The 13082-nt window shown below is 69.6% G+C and carries 9 protein-coding genes; 1 reads left to right on the top strand and 8 read right to left on the bottom strand.

Annotated features, from left to right (window positions below):
- Window positions 1–28 precede the first annotated feature (28 nt).
- From ACILR4_RS23735 to ACILR4_RS23705, 7 genes are all read right to left on the bottom strand, one after another.
- Window positions 29–2710 carry a TonB-dependent receptor gene (locus ACILR4_RS23735; protein WP_395703362.1) on the bottom strand — a complete coding sequence of 894 codons (2682 nt, stop codon included), beginning with the start codon at window positions 2708–2710 and terminating at the stop codon, window positions 29–31.
- Window positions 2711–2786: 76 nt separating this feature from the next.
- Window positions 2787–3920: a glycoside hydrolase family 5 protein gene (locus tag ACILR4_RS23730; protein ID WP_395703361.1), complete on the bottom strand. Its 1134-nt coding sequence runs from the start codon at window positions 3918–3920 to the stop codon at window positions 2787–2789.
- Window positions 3920–4993: an ABC transporter ATP-binding protein gene (locus tag ACILR4_RS23725; RefSeq protein ID WP_395703360.1), complete on the bottom strand. Its 1074-nt coding sequence runs from the start codon at window positions 4991–4993 to the stop codon at window positions 3920–3922. The genes ACILR4_RS23730 and ACILR4_RS23725 overlap by 1 nt, the downstream gene beginning before the upstream one ends.
- Entirely contained in the window at window positions 4986–6359 is a 1374-nt protein-coding gene (locus tag ACILR4_RS23720; protein ID WP_395703359.1) for a GH1 family beta-glucosidase, read from the bottom strand. Before ACILR4_RS23720 ends, ACILR4_RS23725 begins: the two co-directional genes overlap by 8 nt.
- 25 nt (window positions 6360–6384) lie before the next feature.
- Complete coding sequence (locus ACILR4_RS23715; protein ID WP_395703358.1) at window positions 6385–7218, bottom strand: carbohydrate ABC transporter permease; 834 nt, start codon at window positions 7216–7218, stop codon at window positions 6385–6387.
- Window positions 7215–8129 (bottom strand): carbohydrate ABC transporter permease, encoded by a 915-nt coding sequence (locus tag ACILR4_RS23710; protein WP_395703357.1) that lies wholly within the window; start codon window positions 8127–8129, stop codon window positions 7215–7217. The genes ACILR4_RS23715 and ACILR4_RS23710 overlap by 4 nt, the downstream gene beginning before the upstream one ends.
- Window positions 8122–9375, bottom strand: coding sequence for an ABC transporter substrate-binding protein (locus tag ACILR4_RS23705; RefSeq protein ID WP_395703356.1), 1254 nt, complete (start codon window positions 9373–9375; stop codon window positions 8122–8124). The genes ACILR4_RS23710 and ACILR4_RS23705 overlap by 8 nt, the downstream gene beginning before the upstream one ends.
- Before the next feature lie 143 nt (window positions 9376–9518).
- On the opposite strand from ACILR4_RS23705, the gene ACILR4_RS23700 reads away from it, so the two are divergent.
- Complete coding sequence (locus ACILR4_RS23700) at window positions 9519–10556, top strand: LacI family DNA-binding transcriptional regulator (protein ID WP_395703355.1); 1038 nt, start codon at window positions 9519–9521, stop codon at window positions 10554–10556.
- A gap of 714 nt (window positions 10557–11270) precedes the next feature.
- Here ACILR4_RS23700 and ACILR4_RS23695 read toward each other — a convergent pair.
- The coding region (locus ACILR4_RS23695) for a calcium-binding protein (RefSeq protein ID WP_395703354.1) at window positions 11271–13082 on the bottom strand (1812 nt) is incomplete at its 5' end.

The following is a 13082-nucleotide window of genomic DNA, read 5'->3' as shown; positions in this document are numbered from 1 at the left end:
CGGCTCTTCACCACAGTCGCCTTGTCCGTCAGAAGCTGTAGCGCCCGCGCAGGCCGTAGGACCGCGCGTCATTCAGGAAGCGAATGTTCAGGTTGTTGCCCACGATGGCCTTCTGCGAGGCTTGCTCGTCGGTCACGTTCGCCGCGAACAGTTCGACGCGCAGGCCGCCCTGCTCGTAGCCCAGGCCCAGGTTCACCGTGGCGTAGCCCTTCTGCGCGTCCGGGAAGCCGGCCTGCTGGGCCGTCTGGTCCGGCTTGGCGGGGTCGAGGAAGTCCACACCCTTCTCGTTGAACGGGGTCAGGTAGTACCGCGAGCGGTAGTTCACCAGCACCTGCCAGTCGAAGCGGCCGCCGCCCAGCGCGAAGGCCTGCTGCAGGCGGACGGCCAGTGACACGCGGCTGGCATTGGGCAGCTCGTTGCCCACCACGCTGACGGTCGGCGTGCGGCCGCGGCCGAACTCGTTGTCGTCGAAGCTCTGCGCCCGGAAGTCGGCCAGTTCACCCTTGGTGATGCGGGTGTTCAGCAGCGCGGCGTTCACGTCGGCGCGGAAGCCCATCGGCAGCGCCAGGCGCGACTCGAGCTCCAGGCCAAACAGCCGGGACGCGCCGATGTTGCGGTTGACCAGCGAGTAGCCGGTGCATGGCGGGTTCTTGGTGTTGTCGTACGCGATGCACGCCAGGTCCTGGAACACCTGGTCCTTGTAGTCGTAGTAGAAGCCGGTGATGTTGAAGGTCGAACGGCGGCCCATCCAGTCGAACGCGTTGCGTGAGCCCAGCTCCAGCACCGTGAGGCGCTCGGGCTTGAAGGTCTCGGGAATCGCCGAGCCGGCAAAGCTGTCGTTGAAGCCGCCTGCCTTGTGGCCGGTCGAGACCTTGGCGTAGACCATCTGGTCGCGGTTCAGGTCGTGCTCGAAGCCGATGCGGAAGTCGCCGTACTTCGCGCTGCTGCGGCCTTCCTGCTGGCCGGGGATGGTGATGTTGGCGTAGCTGAAGCCGCCGTTCTGGTCGGTCGGGCACTTCACGAAGCCGTTGTCGATGTCCGGCCGCGTGGCGCAGCCACCTTGCGGGTTGCTGCCACTGGCGATGGGCCCGATCTGCGGGATCACGGTGTCCCGCGCCCCGGGCGTGAGGATGCTGTTGACGAAGAACTGCGCCTGCTGCTGCTTGCTGAGGCCGGTGACGTTGAAGTCGCCGCGCGACAGCAGCGCCGGCACGAAGCCCTCGGTGCCGAAGCGGGTGGCCACGCAGCAGGCGTAGTCGGCACCGCCCAGCACCAGCGCGAAGTTGCCGCCGAGGCCGTAGCGGTACTTGCTCTCGGTGGTGTAGCGCAGGCCGCCGATGGCGCGCCAGTCGTCGCTGAGCTTGAAGCTGCCGTCCAGGTAGCCGGCACTGGACTTGCCGTTGACCTTGGGCATCGTGAACTCGGTGCCCGAGTAGCAGCAATAGCCGCGGTCCTGCAACGACAGGTAGCCGACCTGCTGGTCCTCGTTGAAGTGGAACAGGCCGGCGGCCCAGCTCAGCCGATCCTTCGGTTCCTCGCGCACCACGCGCAGCTCGTGGATGGTGCTGGTGGACTTGGTGACCCAGTACTGGGTCGAGAAGTTGTCGAACTCGACCCCGTTGTAGTTGCGGCCCGCGTACCCAATGCCTTCGGACGCCGCGTTGCGCTGGTGGAAGTCCACCGTGCGGCGGCTGCCGCCGTACTCCAGCGTCACCGGCCCGAGGTCATAGTCCGCCTTGACCTGCAGGCCGCCCAGCGTGTTGTGCAGCTCGCCTTGCGCGCCGCGGTACACCACGCGGCGCAGGTCGAGGTCTTCCGCGCGCTGGCCGGTTTCCCGTACCGCGGGGTTGATGTTCGCGCCCGGGTAGCCGGTGCCCGATTCCGTGCCGTGGTCGGCCACGACGTTCAGGCGCAGCTTGTCCGAGATCTCCCACTGGTACGACAGCCGCGCCGCATGGTTGCGCTCGAGCCCCGCGGGGTCGAGCTGGGCCGCGGCCTGCGTGAACGGCGTGGTGGCCAGGTCGCCGGACGCCAGCGCCGAGGCGGTGGCATTCTCGAAGCCGTAGTCCTTCTTCGACGTGTACAGCGCCGCGCGCAGCGCCATGCGCTCGCCCAGCGGCACGTTCAGCGCCGCCTCGGCGCCGTTGCCCTTGCGGTTGCTGAGCTCGGCCTGGGCATAGCCGCCGAACTGGCCCAGCCGGGGCTTCGCGGTGATGACGTTGAGCGTGCCGCCGAGCGCGTTGCGCCCGTAGAGCGTGCCTTGCGGACCCTTGTTGACTTCCACCCGCTCGAGGTCGAAGAACATCAGTCCCAGGCCGCGCGGCCGCGGAATGTAGACGCCGTTGAGATGCGGCGCCGCGCCGGGGTCGCCAAGCTCGGTGTTGTTGGCCGAACCGACGCCGCGGATGTAGATCTCGAGGTTGCCTTCCTGGTTGGCGATGCTCAGGCCCGGCACCGCGTTCTGCAGTTGGCGCAGCTCGGTGATGCCGTCCTTGCGCAGCTGGTCGCCGTCGATCGACTGCACGACGCCGGACACCTTCTGCGCCGCCTGTTCGCGACGGTTGGCGGTGACGGTGACCGTTTCGGGCTCGCTGGTGGGTGCAGTCTGGGCCGCTGCGATGCTGCCGGCCAGCGCCGCCAGCAGGCCCAGCAGCACGCCGGGCAGCCTTCCGCGCCACCGATCGGGGGCACGGGGATTCGTGAAGCTCATGGGCATGTCTCCTTGTCGTGGGTACGGGCGGCGCAGGGCGCCGCGGGAAAGTCGGTGCGGTGCGGCTGAGGTCCTGCTAACGGCCGAAGAGCGCCTCCTTCAGGTCGGCGCGGAAAGCCCCGCGCGTGCGGTCGTAGACGCCGAACCCGGCGGCCAGCTCCCAATGCATCCAGGGCAGGCCGCGCGACTCCATGGCGTCGCGCATGAAGCGCGCATACGCCAGGCGGTCGGCCGGCGCGGCCTGGTCGTAGGCGCCGAACTCGCCGACGAATACTGGCCGCCGCAGCCGCGCGGCTTCGCGCACGGCCAGGTCCAGCAGGTCCGTCATCTGCCGCCGCTGCGCAGGGCTGCAGCAGGGCACGCCGCGCGGCAGCGGCGGCGTCATCCAGTCAGCGCCCTGGTGGGTGAAATTGAAGGGTTCGTAGTGGTGGACCGTGAGCACGAGGTCGGGGTCGGGCGGGATCTGAAGCCGCGGCAGCGCGCTGGCCGAGTTCCACACCACGGGGCCGGCCACCACGGTGCGCTCGGGGTTGCTCTCGCGGATGACGCGCAGCGCACGCGACAGCAGGTCGTTCCAGCGCGTGTCCAGCCGGCCATGCGGCTCGTTGTAGATCTCGAACAGCAGCCGGCCGTCGAAGCCCGCGAAGTGGCGCGCGATCTGGCGCCACATCGCCAGGAAGCGCAGGTCCACCGCCGCCGGGTCCACCGCCGCCTCGCCCTTGTCGAGCGGGTCGCCGTCGAACTGGCGGTAGTGGTGCATGTTCAACACCACGCTCACGTTGCGCGCCAGCAGCCGGCGCACCACGTCGTCCACGCGGGCCATGAAGGCGGGGTCGATGGCCGCCCGCGCGTCGACGGAGGCGTGGTTGCTCCAGCGCACCGGCAGCCGCACCGACTGCACGAAGCCGGGCTGGCCGACGAGCGCGATGAAGCGGTCCTCGACGCGCAGGTCCCAGGCGCCTTCGGTCGGCGCTTCGAGCATGTTGCCGAAATTGATGCCGCGGCCCAGCGCCTGCACGCGCTGCCGCGCCGCGGTGCTGGCCGCGACGGCCGGGCCGGGCGCAACGGGCGGGTACTCGGCCAGCGCCGCATCCGGCGCGGGCGCCAGGCCGCCGCAGCCGGTGGCCAGTGCGCCGGCGCCCAGCGCCAGGCCCGCCAGCGTGTGGCGGCGTGTGATGCCGGCGCGGCCTGCCGATGGGGTGACGCTCATCATGCGAACTCGCGAAGGGGGGAGGGGCTGGGTGCCGGCGCCAGCGCGCGGCCGTCGGCATCGAACCAGTGCAGGCGCTGCAGGTCGGGCTGCAGCGTCAGGCGGGTGCGGGGCGCGTAGTCGGCGGCACGCGCGGGCAGGCGCATCGCGACGCCGATGCCGGCGCCGCCGTCCAGCGTGGCGTGCACGACGTCGCTGTCGCCCAGCCGCTCGACGAGGTCGACGGTGACGCGCAGCCCGTCCGCGCCGTCGGCAGGCCGCAGGTGCTCGGGCCGCACGCCCAGCGTGCACGCGCCGTCGGGCAGCGCCGGCAGTCGCGGGCCGCCCGCTGCCAGCGCCGGCAGCGGCAGGAAGTTCATGCGCGGCGACCCGAGGAAGCCGGCCACGAAGCGGTTGCTGGGGCGGTCGAACAGGTCCAGCGGCGACCCCGCCTGCACGAGCCGGCCGCGGTCGAAGACAGCGATGCGCTGGCCCAGCGTCATCGCCTCGACCTGGTCGTGGGTCACGTAGACCATCGTCGTGCCCAGCTCGCGGTGCAGGCGCGCCAGCTCCATGCGCATCTGCACCCGCAGCGCGGCATCCAGGTTCGACAGCGGCTCGTCGAACAGGAACACGCGCGGCCGGCGCACGATGGCGCGGCCGATCGCCACGCGCTGCCGCTGCCCGCCCGAGAGCGCACCGGGCTTGCGGTCCAGCAGCGCGCCGAGCTGCAGGCTCTCGGCCGTCTCGGCCACGCGGCGCTGCGCCTCGGCGGCCGGCACACCCGCCATCTTCAGCGCGAAGCCCATGTTCTGCGCGACAGTGAGGTGCGGGTACAGCGCGTAGCTCTGGAACACCATCGCCACGCCGCGCTCGGCGGGCGGCAGGTCGCGCACCGAGACGCCGCCGATCAGGATGTCGCCACCCGACGGTGCGTCCAGCCCGGCGATCAGCCGCAGCAGCGTGGACTTGCCGCAGCCCGACGGGCCGACGAGCACCAGGAACTCGCCGTCGGCGACCTCGAGGTCCACCTGGTGCAGGATGGGCACGCCGCCGAACTGCTGGCTGAGCGCGCGCAACGCGAGGTCAGCCACGCCCGGCCTGCCTTTCCTGCAGGCGCGCGATCGTGTCGCGGTACCAGAGGGCGCTGGCTTTCGGTGTCCGCACCTGGGTCGTGTAGTCCACGTGCACGATGCCGAAGCGCTTGGCGTAGCCCGAGTCCCATTCGTAGTTGTCCATCAGGCTCCAGTAGAAGTAGCCCCGCACGTCCACGCCCGCGGCGCGCGCCTGCGCCACCGCTTCCAGGTGGGCGTGCAGGTAGGCCACGCGGCGCGGGTCGTCGACCTGGCCTTCGTGCAGCTGGTCGGCTTCGGCCATGCCGTTCTCGGTGATGAACACCGGTGGCAGGTTCGGGTACTCGCGGTGCAGCGCCAGCAGCTGGTCGCGCAGGCCCTCGGGATAGATCTCCCAGCCCATGTCGGTGACGCCCAGCGCGTCGGGCCGCGGCTGCACGGGCTCGGAGCGGCTCACCCAGATGCGGGTGTAGTAGTTCAGGCCCAGCAGGTCGATGGGCGCGCTGATCGTTGCCAGGTCGCCCGGCTCGACGCGCGGGCGGTGCACGATGCCCGGGTCCTCGGGGTACTGGCCCTTGAACACCGGGTCCATGTACCAGCGCACGAAGCGCGCGTACTCGGTGGCCGCGGCGGCACGGTCTTCGGCGCTGGCGCTGGCCGCCGACACCGGCGACTGGTTCAGCACGATGCCCAGCGGTGCCCGCACGCCGTCGGCGCGCAGCCGCTCGACGGCCAGCCCGTGCGACAGCAGCAGGTGGTGGGACACCTGCGCCGCGAGCGCGGGGGCCTGCAGGCCGGGCGCGAACTTGCCGACCTCGTGGCCCAGCACCGCGGTGCACCAGGGCTCGTTGTGCGTGCACAGCGACGCGAGGCGGTCGCCGAGCACGCGCCCGACCTTTCCCGCGTAGTCGGCGAAGTGGAACGCGGTGTCGCGCCGGGCCCAGCCACCGGCATCCTGCAGCGCCTGCGGCAGGTCCCAGTGGTAGAGCGTGGCGTGCGGCTGGATGCCGCGCTCGAGCAGCGCGTCGACGAGACGGTCGTAGAAGGCGATGCCTTCGTCGTTCCAGGCGCCGCGGCCCGCGGGCTGCACCCGCGACCAGGCGATCGAGAAGCGGTAGGCCTGCAGGCCGAGCCGGGACATCAGGGCCACGTCGTCGCGCCAGCGGTGGTAGTGGTCGCAGGCCACGTCGCCGGTGTCGCCGTTCACGGTGCGGCCGGGCTCGTGCGAGAAGCGGTCCCAGATCGACGGGCCGCGGCCTCCCTCGGTGGCCGCTCCTTCGATCTGATAGGCCGCGGTGGCGGCACCGAACAGGAACGGGGGCGCGAGCTGCGCGCTGGCCAGCGCGGACAGTTCGGGACGGGAAGGCAGAAGGTCGTGGGCGGACATGAAGAGGGGCGAAGGAGGGTTGGGATCAGTGCTTGACGGCGCCGGCCGTCAGGCCTTCGATGAGGCGCCGGGATGCCAGCACGAACATCAGCAGCAGCGGCAGCACCGCGATCGCGGCGCCCGCGCAGATGGCGCCCCAGGGCGTCTGCCCGGTGCCCTGCAAGGCACGCAGCGCCAGCGGCAGCGTGTAGCGGTCCATGTCGCGCAGGATCACCAGCGGCGTCATGAAGTTGTTCCACGCGCCGATGAAGGTGATGAGCCCCAGCGTGCCGAGCGCCGGGCCCAGCAGCGGCAGCACCACGCGCCAGAAGACCGCGAACTCGCCGCAGCCGTCCAGCCGCGCGGCGTCGATGAGTTCGTGCGGCACGGCGCTGGCGATGTACTGGCGCATCATGAACACGCCCACCGCGCCGCAGGCGCCCGGCACGATGAGCGCCCGGTGCTCGTTCATCCAGCCCAGCCAGCCCATCACCAGCACCGTGGGGACGAGGCCCAGGAACGCCGGCAGCAGCAGCGTGATCTGCACCACCGCGTACAGCCGCTCGCGGCCCGGGAAGTCCAGCAGCGCGAACGCGTAACCGGCCAGCGCGCAGAAGAACAGGTTCGCGGCCGTGACCGCCAGCGCCACGTAGAGGCTCCAGCCGACGTTGGCCCAGAAGTCGGGCAGCCGCACGAGCAGGTCGCGCAGGTTGTCGCCCAGGGCGGAGCCGAACCACAGCGGCGGCGGCACCGAGAGGATCTCGGCGTTGGTGTGGCTGGCGAACACCAGCATGAAGTAGAACGGCCCCACCATCACCAGCGCACCCAGCGCGACGGCCAGGTCCGCGGCGCGGCGCGACAGCGGCAGGCGGCGGCTCATCGCAGGTCCCCGCCGAGCAGGCGCTTGTTGAGCCAGGTGGCCGCCGCGATCAGCGCGAACAGCAGCCACGCCAGCGCCGACGCGGTGCCGAACTCGCCCTCGGTGAAGGCGATCCAGTACAGGTGCATGGCCAGCGTCATGCCGGCCTGGTCGATGCCGCCCAGCCCGCTGTCGGCGCTGCCGTTGCTGCCGCCGGTGAGGATGAACGGCTCCTCGAACAGCTGCAGGTTGCCGATGATGGTCAGCGTGACGGCGAAGAAGATCATTGGCCGCAACAGCGGCAGCACGATGTGCAGGAACTGCCGGCGCGGGCTGGCGCCGTCCAGTGCCGCGGCCTCGAGCAGGTCTTTCGGGATGGTCTGCAGCGCCGACAGGTAGAGCACCGCGTTCCAGCCCAGGTAGCGCCAGAAGACCACGAAGGCGATCATCCACTTCGTGTACTGCGGCGCGGTCCAGTCGATGGCCGGGCCGGGCAGCAGCGCGTTGACGACGCCGAACTCGCGCGAGAACAGCGTGGTGAACACCAGCGAGATCGCCACCGTGGAGGTGATGAAGGGCACGAAGTACGCCCCCGCCACCAGGTTGCGCCAGCGCCGCAGCCGCGTGTGCAGGTAGTACGCCAGCGGCAGCGCCACCAGGTGCTGCGGCACGCCGGCCACCACCGCAATCCACAGCGTGTTGTAGAGCGCCTTGCGCAGCCAGTCGTCCTGCAGCACCAGGAACGCGTAGTTCGCGAGGCCCACGCCATGCAGGCCGGCCAGGCCACTGCCGATGTCCCAGCGGTTGAACGACAGCAGCACCGAGAACAGCAGCGGGAACAGCCCGAACACCGCGAACAGGATGAAGAACGGGCTGATGAAGACGTAGGGCGCCAGGCGGCGCCACCAGCGTGCGGTGTGGGCTCTACTCATAACGCCTGATGCGCCTGGCCAGCGCCGTGCGGGCATCGGCCAGCGCGCGGCCGATGTCCTTGTCGAACTGCAGCACCTTGGCGAGTTCGGCCGCCACCACCTGGCGTGCGACGCCGTCGTAGCGGTCGACCGCCAGGGCCGGGATGCGGGCGGCCATCTCGCGCCACTGGCGGCGCGCCCGCTGCCCGCCCAGGAAGGGCATCGGCTCGTCCAGGAACGGGTCGTCCTGCGCCTCGCGCAGCACGGGGAAGGCATCCAGCTCGCGGAAGGCGGCCAGCTGCTGCTGCCGGTCCAGCGCCAGGTGGCGCAGGAAGGCCCACGCCGCTTCGGGCTGCGGCGCATGCTTCGGGATCGCATAGAACGAGCCGCCCCAGTAGGCGGCCGCGCCGCCGGGCAGCGGCGACGCGCGCCACAGCCCCGCGGCCTGCGGCGCGATCCAGTTCTTTAGGTGGCCGCCCAGCCAGCAACCCATCATCTGCGTGGCCACGCGGCCGCGGCGCAGCGCTTCGGTCCACTCGTTGCTCCAGTCGGACAGGCGGCCGTCGAGCTCGGCGCGGCGCACGCTGCGCGCCAGCTCGAACGCACGCTGGAAGCGCGCGGTCTCGACCAGCGGCTCGCCCTTGGCGTCGAAGAACACGCCCTCGCCGTCACGCAGGCCGGACCGCACCACCACCTGGCTCACCGACGCCGCATGCGCCACCAGGTACACGCCGTGCGCGCGCCGCAGGCGGCGGCCGGCTTCGATGAAGTCTTCCCAGCTGTGCACCAGCGCGGTGGCGTCGACACCGGCGGCGTCCAGCAGGTCGGCGCGGTAGAACAGCGCGCCAGGCCCGATGTCCACCGGCAGCGCGGCCAGCTCGCCGCGCCGGTTGGTCGCCGCGGCGAGCGCGAACGCCGGCAGCTGGTCGCGGTGCGCCCCGGCGTCGAACGGCAACTTCGAGAGATCGGCCAGCCCACCGCTGTTGGCGAACTTGCCGATGTAGTCCATGTCCACCGCCATCAGGTCCGGCAGGTTCGAACCGGCGGCCATGGCGGTCATCATCGCCGTGTGGTGGTCGGCGGTGGACAGCGACGCCAGCCGCACCCCGCCCGCCGGCCACGAGGCGGCCGCAACGCGTGCCGCGCGGTCCAGGTCGGGGAAGGACGCCACCGCCAGCGCGGCGCGCGGCGCCGCCACGGCCCGAGCGGCGGCCCAGGGCAGGCTCGCAGCGGAGAGCAACAGGCGGCGGCGCGTCGGGAACTTCATCGTCGGCTTCGAAACGAGGCCGCACTTTAGTTTGAAATCGATTTCTTGATCCTGGGGAAATCCCGATGAGCACCCCTCGCGCCGGGGTTCATCTACCGGTTAGCATTCACCTACTCCCGCACAGCCAGGATGATCTCCTCAACGTGAAACCGATTTCTCCATCGGTGCCGACCCGGACCCCGCGCACCGTCACCACGCTGCGCGACGTCGCACGCCTGGCCGGCGTGTCCCCGGCCACCGTTTCTCGGATCCTGAATGGCACCGCGATCGTCGCGGACGACAAGCGCCAGGCCGTGGAAGCCGCGATCGCGCAGCTCGGCTTCAAGCCGAACCTCTCGGCCCGCGGCTTGCGCAGCGGCTCGTCGATGACGATCGGCGTGCTGACGCAGGAACTCGAAAGCCCGCACTTCACCGCCGCCGTGAAAGGCATCGACGAAGGGCTGCTCGGCAGTGGCTACGCGCCGATCGTCGTGCCGGGCCACTGGAACCCGGACGAGGAGAACGAGCGGGCACGCCTGTTGATCTCGCGCCATGTCGACGCACTGGCCATCGTCGGCGGCAGCCTGAGCGACGACCAGGTGCTGGAGTTCGCCAGCCAGCTGCCGGTGGCGATCACCGGCCGCACGCTGACAGGTGAGCGCCTGGTCAGCTTCGACATCGACCAGCGCGAGGGCGGCCGCCTGGCGGCCGAGCACCTGATCGCGCTCGGCCACCGGCAGATCGCGCAGATCACCGGCCTGGCCCAGCAACGCGACGCGCGCGAGCGTGCCGAAGGCTTCATGCTGGCCCATGCGCAGGCGGGGCTGCCGGTGGACCCGCGCCTGATCGTTCAGGGCAATTTCGAAGAGCAGGGCGGCGAGGACGCGATGAACCGGCTGCTCGATGGCGGCGTGCCGTTCACGGCCGTGGTGTGCGCGAACGACCAGACCCTGTTCGGCGCCCGCCTCGCGCTGATGCGCCGGGGCCTGCGGGTGCCGGAAGACGTGTCGCTGGTCGGCTTCGACGACCTGCCGCCCGCGCGCTACATGACGCCGCCGGTGACCACCGTGCGCCAGCCGATGTTCGACATGGGCCTGGCGGTCGCCGCAGCGCTGCTGAGGGCACTGGGCGCCGTGCCGGGACGCCCTGTCACCGTGCCGCCGGCCACACTGATCGTGCGGGAGTCGACCTGCAGGCGGTGACGACGCGGCCGAGGGGTCGGCACCGGCGCCTGCCGGCAGCAGGCCTCGGGCGCGCCCCTGTTGGCACCGGCGACGAGCGCGGCATGGCCGCGACCGGTTGGCGCTCATCCGGCGGACGACATGGCCGCGTCGTTTGCGGACCATGCCTGGGACGACAAAAGCCCCGCCACAAAGCAAAACGCCGACCTTGCGGCCGGCGTTCGTCTATTCACTGAGTTGTTCTTATTGTTCGAGAATTCTTGGTTGCGGGGGCAAGATTTGAACTTGCGACCTTGGTTATGAGCCCAGTTCAATAACGACGTAGTTCTACGCCGTTTTTCGCGCTCGATCGGGCCAAGTCGTTGTCGCGACGGCATTTTCGCGTTGATGCGCGAACCTGAAAGTAGCCCGATCCAGACCGCTCCGTATCACGTGCCCCCGGAGCGTATGACGAGACTAGCGATGCAAGGACTCGATTGCCCATGACCCTTGGGCAGCTCAATCGCTGTCTATGCCTGTGCGACCTCGGAGGACGGGACCTCATGCGCATCGTCAGCCGGTGACATGAAGACCGCCTCGGACACGCGACAGGTCTTCCCAATGGTGGCGTCGCCCGCTGCGAAGCAACGCCACCACCGTCCACAATGACCGATCCCACCGCCGAGACGCCAAGCATGCTACGGCCCCCTTTGGGGTTGATACGGTTCACCCACAAGATTGGCGTGCCAACTCGGCCTAAACGAGCCCGCTCACGGCTAGCGTTGACAGCGTATCGGCGCCGGTTCGTCCCAAGATCCGATCGTCCGTCGCACCAGCCGGCTCGGGCAGAAAGGCTGCCATGGCACTGACCATGGCCTGCACTTGCGTATCGGTCAGGACGCTGCCATCCGTGAAGCGAAATTCTTCGACATGGAAAGCGGTGCCTGAATACCAGCTCTGCAGGACCAGCTTGTCACCAGTGCCGTTGAGCCGCACTTCCAGATTGCTACCGACGTGGGCGAACGTCACGCTGCTTTGCAGGATCGGCGACGCCCCTGCGAACTGGATCGCATCGACTACCCCGGCTGTAGAGTCGTTCTCCTGGATGGTGTCCACGCCATACCCAGCAGCGAACCGATAGACATCGGCGCCCGCTGCACCCGCCAACGTGTCGTTGCCCGCCCCGCCATCGAGCGTGTCGTTGCCAGCTTCGCCGTACAGCTGGTCATCGCCGTCGCCGCCGTTCAACGCGTCGTCACCGGTGCGTCCGTACAGCGTGTCCGCTCCGGCCTGTCCGCTGATCACGTCGTTCTGTGTGGTCCCCGCTATGGAGTCGGCCCCGCTCGTGCCCGCGAACACCTGCGCCTTGATCGCGTTCAGGTCCCACGTCGTGCCGTCTGCAAACTTCACCTGCTGCACCGGATTGAGCGTGTTGCTCGGATCGTTGCTGCTGAAGAAGTACTTCACCGTCAACTTGTCCGTCGTCCCCGCAATCGACAGCTCCAGGCTCTCGTAGCCGCTGTCGGAGATCCGCTTGGCCACAACGTCACTGGGACTCACCCCGGCCTTGAACTGCACCGTGTTGAGCTTGCCCGCCGTCGTGTCGTTGACCCCGGCGATCACATCCTGCCCATCGCCTCGGCCAAACAGGTACACGTTGTTCCCGACGTTGCCGTCCAGCCAGTCGTTACCAGCCCCGCCATCGAGCGTGTCGTTGCCGGCCTCACCGTACAGCTGATCGTCGCCGTCGCCGCCATTGAGCGCGTCGTCACCGGTGCGCCCGTACAGCGTGTCCGCCCCGGCCTGTCCGCTGATCACGTCGTTCTGCGTGGTCCCCGCAATCGAGTCCGCCCCGCTCGTGCCCGCGAACACCTGTGCCTTGATCGCGTTCAAGTCCCACGTCGTGCCGTCTGCAAACTTCACCTGCTGCACCGGATTGAGCGTGTTGCTTGGATCGTTGCTGCTGAAGAAGTACCTCACCGTCAGCTTGTCCGCCGTCCCCGCGATCGACAGCTCCAGGCTCTCGTAGCCACTGTCGGATATGCGCTTGGCCACCACCTCCGAGGGGCTCACCCCGGCCTTGAACTGCACCGTGTTGAGCTTGCCCGCCGTCGTGTCGTTGACACCGGCGATCACGTCCTGCCCATCGCCTCGGCCGAACAGGTACACGTTGTTCCCGACATTGCCGTCCAGCCAGTCGTTGCCCGCCCCGCCATCGAGCGTGTCGTTGCCAGCTTCGCCGTACAGCTGGTCATCGCCGTCGCCGCCGTTCAACGCGTCGTCACCGGTGCGTCCGTACAGCGTGTCCGCCCCGGCCTGTCCGCTGATCACGTCGTTCTGTGTGGTCCCCGCTATGGAGTCGGCCCCGCTCGTGCCCGCGAACACCCGTGCCTTGATCGCGTTCAAGTCCCACGTCGTGCCGTCTGCAAACTTCACCTGCTGCACCGGATTGAGCGTGTTGCTCGGATCGTTGCTGCTGAAGAAGTACTTCACCGTCAGCTTGTCCGTCGTCCCCGCAATCGACAGCTCCAGGCTCTCGTAGCCGCCGTCGGAGATCCGCTTGGCCAC

The organism is Aquabacterium sp. (assembly GCF_044226965.1).
GTDB lineage: Bacteria > Pseudomonadota > Gammaproteobacteria > Burkholderiales > Burkholderiaceae_C > Pseudaquabacterium.
This window is presented reverse-complemented; position numbering and strand designations above follow the sequence as displayed.